Source organism: Citrobacter sp. Awk 2, assembly GCF_028069815.1.
GTDB lineage: Bacteria > Pseudomonadota > Gammaproteobacteria > Enterobacterales > Enterobacteriaceae > Citrobacter.
The window spans coordinates 1-16970 of sequence record NZ_JANEWL010000053.1 but is presented as its reverse complement, the minus strand read 5'-3'; the positions used below and the strand labels follow the sequence as shown (position 1 = coordinate 16970).

13 protein-coding genes and 1 pseudogene are annotated in these 16970 nt (G+C 50.9%); 9 read left to right on the top strand and 5 right to left on the bottom strand.

The window, feature by feature from the left end:
* Positions 1 to 42: 42 nt before the first annotated feature.
* The 3 genes from fhuC to fhuB are packed head-to-tail and all read left to right on the top strand — an operon-like array spanning position 43 to position 3709.
* Positions 43 to 840 (top strand): Fe3+-hydroxamate ABC transporter ATP-binding protein FhuC, encoded by a 798-nt coding sequence (fhuC, locus tag NNO02_RS13980; protein ID WP_271455061.1) that lies wholly within the window; start codon positions 43 to 45, stop codon positions 838 to 840.
* Positions 840 to 1730, top strand: a complete 891-nt coding sequence (gene fhuD, locus NNO02_RS13975) for a Fe(3+)-hydroxamate ABC transporter substrate-binding protein FhuD (RefSeq protein ID WP_271455060.1) — start codon at positions 840 to 842, stop codon at positions 1728 to 1730. The genes fhuC and fhuD overlap by 1 nt, the downstream gene beginning before the upstream one ends.
* Positions 1727 to 3709 (top strand): Fe(3+)-hydroxamate ABC transporter permease FhuB, encoded by a 1983-nt coding sequence (gene fhuB, locus NNO02_RS13970; protein WP_271455059.1) that lies wholly within the window; start codon positions 1727 to 1729, stop codon positions 3707 to 3709. The genes fhuD and fhuB overlap by 4 nt, the downstream gene beginning before the upstream one ends.
* A gap of 113 nt (positions 3710 to 3822) precedes the next feature.
* Here fhuB and hemL read toward each other — a convergent pair whose 3' ends face one another.
* Positions 3823 to 5103 carry a glutamate-1-semialdehyde 2,1-aminomutase gene (gene hemL, locus NNO02_RS13965; protein WP_137383237.1) on the bottom strand — a complete coding sequence of 427 codons (1281 nt, stop codon included), beginning with the start codon at positions 5101 to 5103 and terminating at the stop codon, positions 3823 to 3825.
* 168 nt (positions 5104 to 5271) lie between these two features.
* On the opposite strand from hemL, the gene clcA reads away from it, so the two are divergent.
* From clcA to erpA, 3 genes and pseudogenes are all read left to right on the top strand, one after another.
* Positions 5272 to 6693 carry a H(+)/Cl(-) exchange transporter ClcA gene (gene clcA / locus NNO02_RS13960; RefSeq protein ID WP_271455058.1) on the top strand — a complete coding sequence of 474 codons (1422 nt, stop codon included), beginning with the start codon at positions 5272 to 5274 and terminating at the stop codon, positions 6691 to 6693.
* Positions 6694 to 6716: 23 nt separating this feature from the next.
* Positions 6717 to 6782: pseudogene (gene yadW, locus NNO02_RS13955) on the top strand (small protein YadW).
* The gene (erpA, locus tag NNO02_RS13950) at positions 6775 to 7119 is read left to right on the top strand and encodes an iron-sulfur cluster insertion protein ErpA (protein ID WP_003018581.1); all 345 of its coding nucleotides are present in this window, start codon (positions 6775 to 6777) and stop codon (positions 7117 to 7119) included. Before yadW ends, erpA begins: the two are co-directional and overlap by 8 nt.
* Positions 7120 to 7238: 119 nt before the next feature.
* Here erpA and NNO02_RS13945 read toward each other — a convergent pair whose 3' ends face one another.
* Genes NNO02_RS13945 through mtnN form a run of 3 tightly spaced genes read right to left on the bottom strand, consistent with a single transcriptional unit; the run spans position 7239 to position 9391 of the window.
* Entirely contained in the window at positions 7239 to 7862 is a 624-nt protein-coding gene (locus tag NNO02_RS13945; protein ID WP_005132135.1) for a TRIC cation channel family protein, read from the bottom strand.
* 37 nt (positions 7863 to 7899) lie between these two features.
* Complete coding sequence (gene btuF / locus NNO02_RS13940; RefSeq protein WP_271455057.1) at positions 7900 to 8700, bottom strand: vitamin B12 ABC transporter substrate-binding protein BtuF; 801 nt, start codon at positions 8698 to 8700, stop codon at positions 7900 to 7902.
* Positions 8693 to 9391, bottom strand: a complete 699-nt coding sequence (gene mtnN, locus NNO02_RS13935) for a 5'-methylthioadenosine/S-adenosylhomocysteine nucleosidase (RefSeq protein ID WP_137383241.1) — start codon at positions 9389 to 9391, stop codon at positions 8693 to 8695. Before mtnN ends, btuF begins: the two co-directional genes overlap by 8 nt.
* 83 nt (positions 9392 to 9474) lie before the next feature.
* Between mtnN and dgt the strand changes: the two genes are divergently transcribed.
* From dgt to cdaR, 3 genes are all read left to right on the top strand, one after another.
* Positions 9475 to 10992 carry a dGTPase gene (gene dgt / locus NNO02_RS13930; RefSeq protein WP_271455056.1) on the top strand — a complete coding sequence of 506 codons (1518 nt, stop codon included), beginning with the start codon at positions 9475 to 9477 and terminating at the stop codon, positions 10990 to 10992.
* Positions 10993 to 11121: 129 nt separating this feature from the next.
* Positions 11122 to 12555 carry a serine endoprotease DegP gene (gene degP / locus NNO02_RS13925; protein WP_005132129.1) on the top strand — a complete coding sequence of 478 codons (1434 nt, stop codon included), beginning with the start codon at positions 11122 to 11124 and terminating at the stop codon, positions 12553 to 12555.
* A 150-nt stretch (positions 12556 to 12705) separates the two neighbouring features.
* Positions 12706 to 13863 carry a DNA-binding transcriptional regulator CdaR gene (gene cdaR, locus NNO02_RS13920; protein ID WP_005132128.1) on the top strand — a complete coding sequence of 386 codons (1158 nt, stop codon included), beginning with the start codon at positions 12706 to 12708 and terminating at the stop codon, positions 13861 to 13863.
* A gap of 42 nt (positions 13864 to 13905) precedes the next feature.
* On the opposite strand, the gene NNO02_RS13915 is transcribed toward cdaR, so the two are convergent.
* On the bottom strand, positions 13906 to 16884 hold the full coding sequence (locus NNO02_RS13915; protein WP_271455055.1) for a putative mucin/carbohydrate-binding domain-containing protein: 2979 nt from the start codon (positions 16882 to 16884) through the stop codon (positions 13906 to 13908).
* Between the last annotated feature and the right edge of the window lie 86 nt (positions 16885 to 16970).

Below are 16970 nucleotides of genomic sequence, written 5' to 3'. Positions count from 1 at the left end.
CTTTGGGCACGCTTTGCGTGCCCGTTTTACAAGTTGGCCACTATGCAGGATAACAGATCCCATCCCGACACGACGTTTGCGTTGAAGAATGTCTCCTTCCGTGTGCCTGGCCGCACGCTTTTGCATCCTCTCTCGTTAACCTTTCCCGTGGGTAAAGTGACGGGGCTTATCGGCCACAACGGCTCCGGTAAATCGACCTTATTGAAAATGCTGGGACGCCATCAGCCGCCGTCAGAAGGTGAAATCCTGCTTGATGAGCAGCCGCTGGAGAGCTGGAGCAGCAAAGCGTTTGCCCGTAAGGTTGCCTATTTACCCCAGCAGTTACCGCAGGCCGAAGGGATGACGGTACGTGAGCTGGTAGCGATTGGGCGTTATCCCTGGCATGGGGCGTTGGGACGCTTTGGTGTGGCTGACAGGGAGAAAGTGGAAGAGGCAATTACGCTTGTTGGACTCAAACCTCTGGCGCATCGCCTGGTGGATAGCTTGTCTGGCGGCGAGCGTCAGCGTGCGTGGATCGCCATGCTGGTGGCACAAGACAGCCGTTGCCTGCTGCTGGACGAACCAACCTCGGCGCTGGATATCGCGCATCAGGTTGATGTTCTGGCGCTGGTACATCGCTTGAGCCAACAACGTGGATTGACGGTGGTTGCCGTACTGCATGATATCAACATGGCAGCCCGCTACTGTGACTACCTGGTCGCGCTGCGCGGTGGGGAAATGATTGCAGAGGGAACACCTGCGGAACTGATGCGTAGTGAAACCCTGGAACTGATTTACGGTATCCCGATGGGCATTTTGCCGCATCCGGCCGGTGCCGCACCCGTGAGTTTTGTCTATTAATGATTGGATTACCTCATCTTTCCCGTCGACGACTGCTAACGGCAATGGCGCTGTCGCCGCTACTGTGGCAAATGAATACAGCCCGCGCGGCGGCGGTTGATCCACAGCGTATAGTGGTGCTGGAATGGCTGCCTGTTGAGTTGCTATTGGCGCTGGGTGTTGCACCTTACGGCGTCGCGGATGTTCCAAACTACAAACTGTGGGTCAACGAACCCGCGTTGCCGGACTCCGTCATTGATGTCGGATTACGTACTGAACCGAACCTCGAACTGCTGACCGAAATGAAACCCTCATTTATGGTCTGGTCGGCTGGTTATGGTCCTGCACCTGAGAAGCTTGCACGTATTGCGCCGGGTCGCGGCTTTAACTTCAGTGATGGCAAAAAGCCGCTGGCAGTGGCGCGTCAGTCGTTGCAAGAACTGGCTCAGTTGCTGAATCTGCAGACCGCTGCCGAACGTCATCTGTCGCAGTACGAACACCTGATTGCCAGCCTGAAGCCGCGCTTTGTTCAGCGAGGCTCCCGGCCATTATTGCTGATGACCCTGCTCGATCCTCGCCATATGCTGGTATTTGGGCCTAACTGCTTGTTCCAGGAAGTGCTGAATGAGTACGGGATCCGCAATGCCTGGCAGGGTGAAACCAACTTTTGGGGCAGCACCGCGGTAGGGATTGACAGGCTTGCCGCCTACAAAGATGTTGATGTGCTGTGCTTCGATCACGGTAACAACAAGGATATGCAGGTACTGATGTCCACACCGTTGTGGCAGGCGATGCCATTTGTTCGCGCCGGACGTTTTCAACGTGTTCCCGCCGTCTGGTTCTATGGTGCAACGCTATCGGCGATGCATTTTGCGCGCATTCTGGATAATGCGCTGGGGGGGAAAGCGTGAGTAAACGTATTGCGCTGCTCCCAACTCTTCTGCTAGCGGTTCTGTTTGTTGCTGCCTGCTGGCTGACCTGGTTTAACTTTTCCGCTGCTCTGCCGCGTAGCCAGTGGCAACAGGCTATCTGGTCACCGGATATCGATGTTATTGAGCAGATGGTATTCCATTTCAGCCTGTTACCGAGGCTGGCGATTTCTCTGCTGGTCGGTGCCGGGCTGGGACTGGTTGGTGTGCTGTTTCAGCAGGTACTGCGTAACCCGCTGGCGGAGCCGACTACGCTGGGTGTTGCCACCGGGGCACAACTGGGCATCACGGTGACTACGCTGTGGGCTATTCCTGGCGCACTGACGACACAATTTGCAGCGCTGGTAGGGGCTTGCATTGTTGGGGCGCTGGTGTTTGGCGTTGCCTGGGGCAAACGGCTTTCTCCGGTGACGTTGATCCTCGCGGGCCTGGTGGTCAGCCTGTACTGTGGCGCGATTAATCAATTGATGGTGATTTTCCATCATGATCAGCTACAAAGCATGTTTTTGTGGAGTAGCGGCACGCTAACGCAAACCGACTGGAGCGGGGTGCAAAGACTGTGGCCGCAACTGGTGGGCGGCGTGATGTTGACGCTGCTGCTATTACGCCCAATGACGCTGATGGGACTGGATGACGGCGTGGCGCGCAATCTCGGACTGGCGCTGTCATTGGCGCGTCTGGCAGCCTTGTCATTGGCGATTGTTCTCAGCGCCTTGCTGGTTAACGCTGTCGGGATTATTGGCTTTATTGGCCTGTTTGCGCCGCTGCTGGCGAAAATGCTCGGCGCGCGGCGTTTGCTGGCGCGTCTGCTGCTGGCTCCGTTGATTGGCGCACTGATCCTCTGGCTCTCCGATCAAATTATTTTGTGGCTCACTCGCATCTGGATGGAAGTCTCTACGGGATCGGTGACGGCGCTGATTGGCGCACCGCTGCTGCTGTGGCTGCTGCCGCGTCTGAAGAGCATAAGTGCGCCGGATATGAATGCCAGCAACCGTGTCGTCGCTGAGCGCCAGCATGTGTTGATGTTCGCGCTGGCTGGGGGGGCGATATTGTTGCTGACGGTTGTGGTTGCGCTGTCATTGGGTCGCGATGCCCACGGCTGGAGCTGGGCCAGTGGCGCCATGCTGGATGAACTGATGCCCTGGCGCTGGCCGCGCATCCTGGCTGCACTGGTAGCTGGTGTAATGCTGGCTGTGGCGGGCTGTATTATTCAGCGTTTGACCGGTAATCCGATGGCCAGCCCGGAAGTGCTGGGTATTAGCTCCGGCGCGGCCTTTGGCGTGGTGCTCATGCTGTTTCTGGTGCCTGGAAATGCGTTTGGCTGGCTGTTGCCCGCCGGGAGTATCGGTGCGGCGGTCACCTTGCTTATTATTATGATTGCCGCCGGGCGCGGTGGTTTCTCTCCGCACAGGATGCTGTTGGCGGGGATGGCGCTCAGTACGGCATTCACAATGTTGCTGATGATGCTGCAGGCAAGCGGCGATCCGCGCATGGCGGGCATTCTGACCTGGATGTCCGGCTCGACCTATAACGCTTCCAACGAACAGGTTTTACGTACCGGCATTGTGATGATCATTCTGCTGGCGATAACGCCGTTGTGCCGCCGCTGGTTGACGATTCTACCGTTAGGCGGTGACACTGCGCGGGCTGTCGGTATGGCATTAACGCCGTCGCGTGTTGGCTTACTGATGTTGGCTGCGGGTCTGACCGCTACGGCGACCATGACAATCGGTCCGTTGAGCTTTGTGGGGCTGATGGCGCCGCATATCGCACGGATGTTAGGTTTTCGGCGTACGATGCCGCATATGGTGATATCCGCGCTGGCGGGGGGCGTGCTGCTGGTGTTTGCCGACTGGTGTGGGCGTATGGTGCTGTTTCCGTATCAGATCCCGGCGGGACTGCTGTCGACGTTTATTGGCGCGCCGTACTTTATCTATCTGTTACGTAAGCAGAGCCGCTGAGGCTGACCCCTTTCATGTAGGCCGGATAAGACGCTTTGCGTCGACATCCGGCAATAAAAAAGCCGGGTGGCGGCTTCGCCTTACCCGGCCTACATTTCTGCACGTTCTCTTTTTTACAATTTCGCAAACACCCGACGCGCGGCGTCGATGGTGTTATTGATATCGTCTTCGCTGTGCGCGACAGACATAAAGCCTGCTTCAAAGGCGGACGGTGCCAGGTAAACGCCTTCATCCAGCATCATATGGAAGAAGCGCTTAAAGCGTTCAACGTCGCAGGACATCACGTCCTGATAGCAGGTTACGGTTTCTGCATCAGTGAAGAAAATCCCGAACATCCCGCCGACATGGTTAACCACCAGTGGAATATTTGCTTCCTGAGCGGCTTCCAGCAGACCTTCTGCCAGACGTGTCGTCAGTTCGTTCAGCGTCTCATGAATCCCTGGCTGGGCGACTTCATTCAGACAGGCGAATCCTGCCGCCATCGCAATTGGATTTCCGGACAGCGTACCCGCCTGGTAAACCGGTCCGGTTGGGGCCAGGGCATCCATCACATCACGACGGCCACCAAATGCGCCAACAGGCATGCCGCCACCGATGATTTTACCCAGGCAGGTCAGATCCGGTACTACGCCGTAATAATCCTGCGCACCCGCCAGTGCGACGCGGAAACCGGTCATGACTTCATCGATGATCAACAGTGCGCCAAACTCATCGCACAGCGCACGCAGACCCGGCAGGAACTCAGGCAGTGGCGGGATGCAGTTCATGTTGCCCGCTACCGGTTCAACGATAATACAGGCGATTTCCTGCGGATACTGTTCGAATGCCGCACGTACTGAGGCAAGATCGTTATAGGTGCAGGTCAGGGTATGTTTCGCGAAATCTGCCGGAACCCCCGGGGAGTTAGGCTGGCCCAGCGTCAATGCGCCGGAACCGGCTTTGACCAGCAGGCAGTCAGCATGACCGTGGTAGCAGCCTTCAAATTTGATGATCTTATCGCGACCGGTAAAACCGCGCGCCAGACGGATCGCGCTCATCGTCGCTTCGGTACCGGAGTTCACCATACGTACCATATCCATGGTTGGTACGAGCTCAGTGACCAGCGCCGCCATTTTTACTTCCATCTCGGTCGGTGCGCCGAAGCTTAAACCGCGCTCTGCCGCTTCAATCACGGCATTGCGAATTGCCGGGTGGTTATGACCCAGCACCATCGGCCCCCAGGAGCCGACATAATCGATATAGGCTTTACCATCGACATCATACAGATATGCGCCGTCCGCTTTTTCAATAAACAGCGGAGTACCACCCACGCCAGTAAAGGCGCGAACTGGGGAGTTAACGCCGCCGGGGATAAGTTCGCGTGCTGCGCTGTAGAGGTTTTCAGACTTACTCATGGATGGGGTCCTGGTTCGTAGAAAAAGTAAATGCCCGCTATTCTAGTTATTCAGAGAAGGTTATGAAAGTTTTGCGTATTTGAAACAATACGATTTGCAGGGGATTTTCACGAAACGTGCGAGTAGAATGCCGTTTCCGTATTTGTATTACCAATTAATGATTATCTGATGAAAACAGACACCCCTTCTTTTGAAGCACAACAAATTGTGCGTTTACGGCGCAGGGATCAGATCCGTCGACTCCTCGATCGTGACAAAACGCCGTTGGCGATCCTCTTGATGGCCGCCGTGGTGGGGACAGTGACGGGGTTGGTGGGTGTGGCGTTTGAGAAAGCCGTGACCTGGGTGCAGAATCAGCGTATTGGCGCGCTGGCTCAGGTTGCTGACCATGCCATTCTGCTGTGGCCGCTGGCGTTTATCCTCTCTGCATTGCTGGCGATGGTCGGCTATTTTCTGGTGCGTAAATTTGCGCCGGAAGCAGGTGGTTCGGGGATCCCGGAGATTGAAGGCGCATTGGAAGAATTGCGACCTGTGCGCTGGTGGCGTGTGCTGCCGGTAAAATTTATCGGTGGTATGGGGACGCTGGGTGCCGGGATGGTGCTTGGCCGGGAAGGGCCAACGGTGCAAATTGGTGGCAATATCGGGCGCATGGTGCTGGATATTTTCCGCATGCGTAGCGCCGAAGCGCGGCACACCTTACTGGCAACCGGTGCGGCTGCGGGGCTGTCGGCCGCGTTTAATGCGCCTTTAGCCGGCATTCTGTTCATTATTGAAGAGATGCGACCACAGTTTCGTTATAACCTCGTGTCGATCAAAGCTGTATTTACTGGCGTGATTATGTCGAGCATTGTGTTTCGTATTTTCAACGGCGAGGCCCCGATTATTGAGGTTGGGAAACTCTCCAATGCGCCGGTTAATACGCTGTGGTTGTACCTCATCCTTGGGATTATTTTTGGTTGCGTCGGGCCGTTGTTCAATACCATGGTGTTGCGTACCCAGGATATGTTTCAACGCTTCCACGGTGGCGAAATTAAAAAATGGGTGCTGATGGGCGGCGCGATCGGCGGCCTGTGCGGGATCCTCGGTTTGATTCAACCTGAAGCGGCAGGCGGTGGATTTAATCTGATCCCGATTGCTGCTGCGGGCAATTTCAGTGTGGGTCTTCTGCTGTTTATCTTTATCGCCAGGGTCATCACCACGCTGCTGTGCTTCTCATCCGGCGCGCCTGGTGGGATATTTGCCCCGATGCTGGCATTAGGCACATTGCTGGGAACTGCATTTGGCATGGCTGCAGCGGCTTCTTTTCCGCAGTATCATTTGGAGGCGGGGACGTTTGCTATTGCCGGGATGGGGGCATTGCTGGCCGCTTCTGTGCGTGCGCCGTTAACGGGCATTGTGCTGGTGCTGGAAATGACGGATAACTATCAGCTCATTTTGCCAATGATTATTACCTGTCTTGGCGCAACACTATTAGCCCAGTTTATGGGTGGAAAACCGCTATACTCGACTATCCTTGCCCGCACACTGGCTAAACAGGAAGCGGAGCAGGCGGCAAAAAGCCATAGTACCGCCACGGGCGAGAATACTTGAACGAAATACCAGGGTATTAGATAATGGCCTTAACCATTGGGTTATAATTTGCCCAATTGCCAATGTCGTTTGGAGCAAAATATGAGTGATGACGTAGCGCTGCCACTGCAATTTACTGAAGCAGCAGCCAATAAAGTAAAAAGCCTGATCGCAGATGAAGATAACCCAAATCTGAAATTACGCGTGTATATCACCGGCGGTGGTTGCAGCGGTTTCCAGTACGGTTTTACCTTTGATGATCAGGTAAACGATGGTGATATGACCATTGAGAAGCAAGGTGTTGGTCTGGTGGTTGATCCGATGAGCCTGCAGTATCTGGTAGGCGGTGCGGTTGATTACACCGAAGGTCTGGAAGGTTCTCGCTTTGTTGTGACTAACCCGAACGCCAAAAGCACCTGCGGGTGTGGTTCCTCTTTCAGCATCTGATCGCTGTCTGTAATACCGATGGTCTGATGGTGTAGGCCCGGTAAGCGTAGCGTCACCGGGCAATGTGCCGGATGGCGGCGTAAACGCCTTATCCGGCCTACATGTTCTGCATCGTCACATCAACGCCCGTTATCATCCAGCGCAAACGTCGGCAATTTCAAATGCCAACGAATGGCGGCAAGCCGAATCAGCAGGGTAACGACCATCCCCATCATACTGGCGTTTTCCAGCGACACATTGAAGGTATAAAACGCGGTGGCGTGGACGATGCCGCCAATGATGCATGCTGTAGCGTAGATTTCGGTGCGCAAAATCATCGGCACTTCACGTGCTAACACATCGCGAATAATTCCACCGCCAACACCGGTAATGACCCCCATACAAATTGCTACCAGTGGTCCGGTTCCTGCGAGAAATGCTTTATTCACACCAATACCCACGAACACCGCCAGACCTACGGCATCCAGCACCGGAAGGATCCATTTCGGTAAGCGTCTTGGCTGACGTACCAGCACGATCGTCAACATACTGGTGATCATCGCCACCACCAGATCGGTGGGATCTTTAACCCAGAATACGGGGCCGTGATCCAGTGCCATATCACGGATCGTACCGCCACCGACGGCGGTTACCACGCCTAAGACCAGAACGCCGAAGGGGTCCATACGCAGTTTTCCGGCAAGTAATACGCCAGAGATAGCAAATACCGCGGTACCGACAATATCCAGCCAATAGACGAGCATCTTTAAATCCTCACAACAAACCTGGTGGGGGCAGGCGCTAATTTACTTGTGAAAGCGCATTACAGAGTTGTTTTGCGGCGAGGATAATACGCGGGCTCGCGCGTTCAAACCAGTCACTATCAAGAGTAATAACCGGGATTTTTAGCTGATTTCCCCAGTATTGCTCAATTTTAAGAATTTCGCCCGAACCGCCGGTAGCAACAATTGCCTGAGGGGCTCTTGCCAGGACCTGTTCGCGGCTGACCTGCGGCCATGGAACCCGGCTGCCGGAAAAGATGTTTTCTCCACCACATACCTCAAGAACCTGGTTTTGAATGGAACCTTTTCCACTGGTAAACAGAGGATTTGCGCCAAACTGGAGAAACACACGTTTTTTCGGTTTGTTGGCATATTGAGATTTTAGTAAAGCATACTCATCAAGCAAGGTTTGCGCTGCTTGCTTTGCCTGTTCAGGATTGGGGCTCCATGGCGCAAGTTGACGCAATGCATCAGCGACCTGCTCAATGGTGATGGCATCGACCCAGATGACCTTAATTCCCAGGGCAGTCAGTTGATTGACCTGCCGCTCGGCATTCCCTCCACGCCAGGCAAGAACCAAATCGGGTTTGAGCGCCACAATACGCTCCAGATTCATGCCTTGCCAGGTTGAGACCTCTTCAATATTTTTGGCTTCAGGCGGGTAGTTTGAATAGCTGCTGACGCCAACGGGGGTAATTCCGGCGGCGAAGGCCAGTTCAGTGTTGGCTGGGGAAAGCGAAATAACGCGCGGCGCGGCGTAAAGCCACGCCGGAAGAGTGAAAAGCAGGGCGACCAGCGCCCTGGAGATGAAGTTAGCCATGCGCCAGTTTCTGCACCAGCGTTTCAACCATCAGGCTTGACTGTTTCGCGGCAACAACCAGGAACTCGTCAAAGCTGAGATGGGACTGCTGATCGGCAACGTCAGAGATAGCGCGAACGACAACAAACGGCACGTTAAAGTTGTGGCACACGTGCGCAATTGCGGTTGCTTCCATCTCAACGGCAATCGCCTGTGGGAAGTTATGCTTAATTTTTGCCAGGCCAACGGAGCCGTTAATGAAGGCATCGCCACTGACGATCAGTCCGCGGACGGCGTTCAGATTGAGTTCGGCAATGCAGGATTCCGCTGCAGCAATCAGTGCCGGGTCGGCTTTAAAACCAGCCGGGCAGCCCGGTAGCTGGCCAAATTCATAGCCGAATGCGGTGACGTCAGCATCGTGATAGCGCGCTTCGTCAGAAACCACGATATCACCCACTTTCAGCGTAGAGGCCAGGCCACCCGCTGAACCGGTATTAATGATGGCATCTGGCTTGCAGTGTTCAAGCAGCAGCGTAGCACCCAGCGCCGCAGCCACTTTACCGATGCCTGATTTCAGTAGCGCAACCTCAGTACCGTTCAGTTGGCCGGTGTAAATTTCACAACCGCCAAGAGCAATTGTCTGACGGTTTTCGATTTTGTCACGCAGCAGCGTAACTTCTTCTTCCATTGCACCAATGATGCCGATTTTCATAGATTTACTCGCGATAAGCCAGATTTGAGGGCATAGTCTATCATGCGCTTAAGGGGTAGCGCATTTCTCAGGCGGGAGAGGACATGGCACAGATCGATTTCCGAAAAAAAATAAACTGGCATCGTCGTTACCGTTCGCCGCAGGGCGTGAAATCTGAGCATGAGATCCTGCGCATTTTCGAAAGCGACCGTGGACGTATTATCAATTCTCCGGCTATTCGCCGACTGCAGCAAAAAACCCAGGTCTTTCCGTTGGAGCGTAATGCGGCGGTGCGTACGCGCCTGACGCACTCGATGGAAGTTCAGCAGGTAGGACGTTATATCGCCAAAGAGATCCTCAGTCGACTGAAAGAGCAAAAATTGTTGGAGCAGTACGGCCTGGATGAATTGACCGGTCCCTTTGAAAGCATCGTCGAAATGTCCTGCCTGATGCATGACATCGGCAATCCGCCGTTTGGTCACTTTGGCGAGGCAGCAATTAATGACTGGTTTCGCCAGCGACTCTATCCGGCTGATGCTGAAAGCCAGCCCTTAAGCGACGATCGCTGCCTGGTGCCTGCGTTACGTTTGCGTGAAGGTGAAGAGTCGCTCAATGATATTCGCCGCAAGGTACGTCAGGACCTGTGCCATTTTGAAGGCAATGCACAGGGCATTCGGTTGGTGCATACACTGATGCGCATGAACCTGACCTGGTCGCAGGTGGGGGGAATTTTAAAATATACGCGCCCGGCATGGTGGCGTGGAGGTACGCCGGCGACGCATAACTATTTAATGAAGAAACCGGGATATTACCTTTCCGAGGAACCGTATATTGAGCGGTTACGTAAAGAATTATCCTTAGCACCTTACAGTCGCTTTCCATTAACCTGGATTATGGAAGCAGCGGACGATATCTCTTATTGTGTGGCTGACCTGGAGGATGCTGTTGAGAAAAGAATCTTCAGTGTTGAGCAGCTTTACCACCATCTGTATGAGGCGTGGGGGCATCATGAAAAAGGTTCCCTGTTTAGCCAGGTTGTTGAGAACGCCTGGGAAAAATCTCGCTCAAATACATTAAGTCGCAGTACGGAAGATCAGTTCTTTATGTATTTACGCGTTAACACGCTGAATAAACTGGTACCGTACGCCGCTCAGCGTTTTATTGATAATTTACCGCAAATTTTTGAGGGGAGTTTTAACCACGCTTTATTAGAAGATGCCAGTAGCTTCAGTCAGTTGCTTGGGGTTTATAAAAATGTAGCGGTAAAACATGTGTTTAGCCATCCAGATGTGGAGCAACTGGAATTGCAAGGCTATCGGGTTATCAGTGGGCTTCTGGAAATCTACCAACCACTGTTAAAAATGTCATTATCCGACTTTAGCGAGCTGGTTGAACACGAAAGATTAAAACAGTTCCCTATCGAATCACGATTATTTCAAAAGTTGTCTACCCGCCATCGTCTTGCTTATGTTGAGGCGGTCAGTAAAATATTGCCGGGTAGTGCCGAGTTCCCGGTTATGGAATATTATTACCGCTGCCGTTTAATTCAGGATTATATCAGCGGGATGACTGACTTGTATGCCTGGGATGAATATAGACGGCTGATGGCGGTAGAACAATAAATACTCATTTGTAAAGACGGACAATAAAATTTTACTTTTTCCTTAAACTTCATTCTGGAACTTAGCGCTATAAAACGACTCTGAGGTATACAGCAATTTTGCGTGACCTGTTAATCGAGAACGAAACACATGAAAAAAACCACATTAGCAATGAGTGCACTGGCTCTGAGTTTAGGTTTGGCGTTGTCCCCCCTGTCTGCAACGGCGGCTGAGACAGCGTCTTCAGCAACAACTGCCCAACAGATGCCAAGCCTGGCCCCGATGCTCGAAAAAGTGATGCCATCGGTGGTGAGTATTAATGTCGAGGGGAGCACGACGGTCAATACGCCGCGTATGCCGCGTAATTTCCAGCAGTTCTTCGGTGATAACTCTCCGTTCTGCCAGGACGGTTCTCCGTTCCAGAGCTCACCGTTCTGTCAGGGTGGCGCTCCGGGTGCTGACAACGGCGGCGGACAGCAGCAGAAATTTATGGCGCTGGGGTCTGGCGTCATCATTGATGCCGCGAAAGGATATGTTGTGACCAACAACCACGTGGTCGATAACGCCACGGTGATCAAGGTTCAACTGAGCGATGGTCGTAAGTTTGACGCGAAGATCGTCGGAAAAGATCCGCGCTCTGATATCGCACTGATCCAGATCCAGGACCCGAAAAACCTGACGGCAATTAAGCTGGCAGATTCTGATGCGCTGCGCGTGGGTGATTACACTGTAGCGATTGGTAACCCGTTTGGCCTCGGTGAAACGGTGACTTCAGGTATCGTTTCCGCACTGGGGCGTAGTGGCCTGAATGCCGAAAACTACGAGAACTTTATCCAGACGGATGCGGCGATCAACCGCGGTAACTCTGGTGGTGCGTTGGTTAACCTGAATGGTGAGTTGATCGGGATTAACACCGCGATCCTCGCGCCGGACGGTGGCAACATCGGTATCGGTTTTGCTATCCCAAGCAACATGGTGAAAAACCTGACTTCGCAGATGGTTGAGTTCGGCCAGGTTAAACGCGGTGAGCTGGGTATTATGGGGACTGAACTGAGCTCTGAGCTGGCGAAAGCGATGAAAGTTGATGCCCAGCGTGGGGCATTCGTCAGTCAGGTTATGCCGAACTCTTCTGCAGCGAAAGCCGGTATCAAAGCGGGTGACGTGATTACATCACTGAACGGTAAACCCATCAGCAGCTTCGCTGCCCTGCGTGCGCAGGTCGGCACCATGCCAGTGGGTAGCAAAATTAACCTTGGCCTGCTGCGAGACGGTAAGCCGGTAACGGTGAACCTGGAACTGCAGCAGAGCAGCCAGACTCAGGTTGATTCCAGCTCTATCTTCAAAGGCATTGAAGGTGCGGATATGAGCAACAAAGGCCAGGACAAAGGTGTCGTGGTAAGCGATGTGAAACCGAATTCGCCGGCGGCACAGATTGGCCTGAAGAAAGGGGATGTCATCATTGGTGCTAACCAGCAACCGGTGAAAAACATCGCGGAACTGCGCAAAATTCTCGACAGTAAACCAGCTGTTCTGGCGCTGAACATTCAGCGCGGCGACAGCTCTATCTACCTGTTGATGCAGTAATCCTTCTGAACCCCTTCCCATATCAGGGAAGGGGTTTCTTTTTGTGATACCTACCACAACTCCATACTTCTCTCTTCTGCTTTGTGCATTTGCACAATGTCGCAGCCTGTTTTCTTCCCTATGCTTGAGCACTGCTCACAGGAGGGCTTTATGGCTGGCTGGCATCTCGATACCAAAATGGCGCAGGATATCGTGGCGCGCACGATGCGCATCATTGATACCAATATCAACGTAATGGATGCCCGTGGGCGGATCATTGGCAGTGGCGATCGCGAGCGTATTGGTGAATTGCACGAAGGTGCGCTGCTGGTGCTCTCACAGGGCCGGGTCGTCGATATTGATGATGCGGTAGCACGACATCTGCACGGCGTGCGACAGGGAATAAACCTGCCGCTGCGGCTTGAAGGCGAAATTGTTGGCGTTATTGGTTTAACCGGCGAGCCGGAGCATTTGCGTAAGTATGGTGAACTGGTGTGTATGACCGCCGAAATGATGCTGGAGCAGTCGCGTTTGATGCATCTGCTCGCTCAGGACAGTCGTCTGCGCGAAGAACTGGTGATGAACCTGATTCAGGCTGAAGAGAACACCCCGGCGCTGGTGGAATGGGCGCAGCGCCTAGGAATAGATCTGAACCAGCCACGTGTGGTAGCAGTGGTGGAGGTCGACAGCGGTCAGCTTGGTGTAGACAGCGCCATGGCTGAACTACAGCAATTACAAAATGCGTTGACGACACCAGAGCGAAATAACCTGATTGCGATTGTTTCACTGACTGAGATGGTCGTTCTGAAACCCGCGCTGAATCAGTTTGGCCGCTGGGATGCAGAAGATCATCGCAAGCGTGTTGAACAGCTGATCGCCCGTATGAAAGAGAACGGACAGCTACGCTTTCGCGTATCGCTGGGCAACTATTTTACCGGGCCGGGCAGCATTGCCCGCTCGTATCGCACCGCGCGTACGACCATGATGGTCGGTAAGCAGCGCATGCCGGAAAGCCGTAGCTATTTTTACCAGGATTTGATGCTGCCAGTGCTGTTAGACAGCCTGCGTGGCGGTTGGCAGGCTAATGAGCTGGCCCGTCCGTTGGTACGACTGAAAGCAATGGATAACAACGGCTTGCTGCGTAGGACATTAGCGGCATGGTTTCGCCACAACGTACAGCCGCTGGCGACCTCAAAGGCGCTATTTATCCACCGCAATACGCTTGAATATCGCCTGAATCGTATTTCAGAACTGACCGGGCTGGATTTGGGGAATTTTGACGACAGACTGCTACTGTATGTGGCGTTGCAGCTGGATGAGCAGCATTGAGACATTAAACCACCTCACAGCGAGGTGGTTTTGAGCTAAGGGTTACTCTTCAGAAATTAAAAGCAGTCCTTTTTCAATAACCTGATAAACTACTTTTTTCTTTTGGGGATACTTTTGCTCGGTCTCGGTGTTGAGAATAACCGAGCGTTTATATGCTTCTGCATGATAAACCTCAATAGTATATCCTTTTTCCAGTGTCATAGTGTTCGTGTATTTCTCCAGCAGGACTTTACTTTGTATTTCCTGATGATAAACGAGAAAACCATTGTTATCGATAATGTTGACCTCTGCATAGAGATCTTCGCCATATATGCTGTGTGGCGTGGTGGCCTCTGTTGAGTAAACAACCTGGTTATTCACCAGATCCATCTCAATACTGGCAAACTGTACATCGTAATATCCCAGTAGCTTCCAGAGAAATTTATTACCTCGTATTGTCGCCTTCGGATCACTGGAAGTCGGGTGTTGGTAATCTTGTAGCCCTGAACTAATGACTTCCCATGTATTATCCTGTGCAAGTTGAAAATCTGTATTTTGCATAACGTTTGAAGCTACGCATCTGAATGGTTCATAATGAAGGATGTCGATAACATAGCCATTGCGTAATGGAATGCTTTCTGTAGTAGTCGGATATCGGATTGAGCCATCATAATTTCGGTTGTACATTTCAATCCCATTTTCATTCCACACACGTATCCATGCGTAGGTTTCCGGATAATAATTGTGTGGTATTACTGATTTAGTATTTACCGTCATCAAGTAATTACTGTTATCGATAGTAACTTCGGAAAATTCGGCGTCACCCAATCCGCGTAATTCAAGATGAATAATACTCCCTGTCAGGATGTCGGGTTCACTATTATCTAATGGGATGACATCTGCATATTCAAGCAATAATAAATCACGCTCCTCGCCAGTGAATTTGTTAATCATTAGCCAGATACTGATTTTTTCTGTGCTTTCTGGTAGAGTATAAATAAGTGACTCAACGCGTAGCTTTTCTGCTGACTCAGCAATAATAGAACGGAGATCCTCATCCGGGTCATTGTTTAGTGCGGTATTAAATAATCCTGTTTTATCAATCCTGAAGTTATTGATTTTTTCATTGTGCACAACCAGATCAAGATAATTTGGTAGGCTATATAAACGCTTCCCACATTCGGCATGATAAACCTCGATGAGATACCCATCTTCAAAAGGAATTTCATCATAGGTAATTGGACAATTTTGTCCTGGCATATCACGATTGAAAATTTCCTCGCCAGTCGCTGAGAAAATGGTGACGCTCGCATAAATGTCACTGCCATAGTAAGAATGTGGCGCGGAACTGGTGACATTTATTTGGATTGTTTTGCTCTCATTCTCAACAGTGAGGGTTGCAAACTTTGCATCGCCAAGCCCCAGGAAAATAAGTTCTTCGTTACGACCGCTGGTGTCATTTAGTGGGGTATAATTAATGGTTACATTATTTTCGCCTTCACGTACCACAAACCAGTTTTGATCAGTAGTATATTTTTGAGATTTTCCTTTTGGCAGAATAAGTTGATAAACCCCAATGGGTAAATATTGCTGTTCTAATGTAGTATTAGTAATTCTGACCGTAATATCATTGCCACAATGATCAATTATTTTGAGATCACGTCCATAAATTTGAGCTAAATTATCAATGATGATATCAAAGGTAACATTGCCTTTTTTGTTTAAGACAGACAACTCTGCATTATCAACCAACCAAACAGACGTTTGTAGCCCCATTGCTTGCTGCGCGTTGTCCCATTCCGCTTCAGGCAGGAGATCAAAGAGTGGATAAACCGGTTTGGTTTCCAGAGTCTGAATACGTTCTCGGGTGATATCATCAAGTTCAACACCACACAAATCAATATAGGGGGTCATATCATATCCTGCGGCAGAGGCGCTTGCCTCTGCAAGCATATCCAGGATGTGATGATCTGATGCGGAAAAATTTTCGCTGTTTGCCAATGCCCGGTAACTATCATTAAATAGCACAAAATTTTTCATCGAGGATTTGAATTGCATTAGCATCAATAATAATAATCTTTGATGTGGATTCCACTGATTCACAGGTGTTTGATTATAGATATTATTTCGGAAATTATCCTCAGTGTAACCTCTGTTTCCATCGTTATATAACCATCCATCGGTATACAGTTCATTTTTATTGCCCAACATAACTTGCTGAAACCATGCGCCATATATATTATTCCAAACCTCTCCAGCGGAGAAGCGAGAGTCATTCATAAAATTGCCCTGATATCCATGGGCAATTTCATGCAGCACAGTCCATTGGTTTTCAACATTATCAATCCAGCCTTGCGCGATGGTTGATGAGGTCTCTGCACACCAGTAGGTGTTGAAATAGGCGGAACCCACACCGTTTTTATCTGCCTTAATGAAATACTTATTGGCAATGTTCTGATTGAGAGAATTTACTGGCGTAAAACTAAGTCCGGCTAAAGCATTATAGAATGCAAAAATTTTTTCATAATAGTCCAATAGTCCGTAAATGCCATTGTCGGTATTTACATTCTGGAGATTATCCATGTCGGCAAAGGGAACTAATAGTTTGGCACTGCCAGTATCGATAAGCGCATAGGGGGCGTTGGTCTCTGACCATGAAGAAAAAAATAAAGCAGAATCACTATTTTTGTCAAAAAAAGGCAATGTCTGGAATTTTTCTGGTGTTTCAAATTCAACGTCGTAATCAGAAACATTTTCCATGTATAGCGTATCAATGAAAGGAACGGTATCAACAGTAGCGCTGATCTCTTGCCATTCAGTTTTCAATGTTAATGTTTTTTCAACAGCAGAGTCATTGCATAATAGACGCAAGGTAGCAGAACCATTACTGATGTCGGACTGCCTGACGCGAAGGATGGTCTCCGCGGGCAAAATAAAGTCTAATTCCTGACGATCGTGCAGTAACCCTTTATTAAAACCTTCTTTATTAAGCCATGTTGCCTTTTCGAGAGCATAGCATTTCATTAAAAGTATATTGTTCATAGTTGGTTATCTCTTATTTAGTGGTTGAAGATAGATAAACCTTATATTTTTTATGAGATAATAAAAGTCATTTTATATAATATCTG

Excerpts from the sequence above, each read along its gene's own strand:
- fhuC (WP_271455061.1), top strand. The coding sequence starts at position 43 with ATGCAGGATAACAGATCCCATCCCGACACGACGTTTGCGTTGAAGAAT.
- fhuD (WP_271455060.1), top strand. The coding sequence starts at position 840 with ATGATTGGATTACCTCATCTTTCCCGTCGACGACTGCTAACGGCAATG.
- hemL (WP_137383237.1), bottom strand. The coding sequence starts at position 5,103 with ATGAGTAAGTCTGAAAACCTCTACAGCGCAGCACGCGAACTTATCCCC.
- clcA (WP_271455058.1), top strand. The coding sequence starts at position 5,272 with ATGAAAACAGACACCCCTTCTTTTGAAGCACAACAAATTGTGCGTTTA.
- erpA (WP_003018581.1), top strand. The coding sequence starts at position 6,775 with ATGAGTGATGACGTAGCGCTGCCACTGCAATTTACTGAAGCAGCAGCC.
- NNO02_RS13945 (WP_005132135.1), bottom strand. The coding sequence starts at position 7,862 with ATGCTCGTCTATTGGCTGGATATTGTCGGTACCGCGGTATTTGCTATC.
- btuF (WP_271455057.1), bottom strand. The coding sequence starts at position 8,700 with ATGGCTAACTTCATCTCCAGGGCGCTGGTCGCCCTGCTTTTCACTCTT.
- mtnN (WP_137383241.1), bottom strand. The coding sequence starts at position 9,391 with ATGAAAATCGGCATCATTGGTGCAATGGAAGAAGAAGTTACGCTGCTG.
- dgt (WP_271455056.1), top strand. The coding sequence starts at position 9,475 with ATGGCACAGATCGATTTCCGAAAAAAAATAAACTGGCATCGTCGTTAC.
- degP (WP_005132129.1), top strand. The coding sequence starts at position 11,122 with ATGAAAAAAACCACATTAGCAATGAGTGCACTGGCTCTGAGTTTAGGT.
- cdaR (WP_005132128.1), top strand. The coding sequence starts at position 12,706 with ATGGCTGGCTGGCATCTCGATACCAAAATGGCGCAGGATATCGTGGCG.
- NNO02_RS13915 (WP_271455055.1), bottom strand. The coding sequence starts at position 16,884 with ATGAACAATATACTTTTAATGAAATGCTATGCTCTCGAAAAGGCAACA.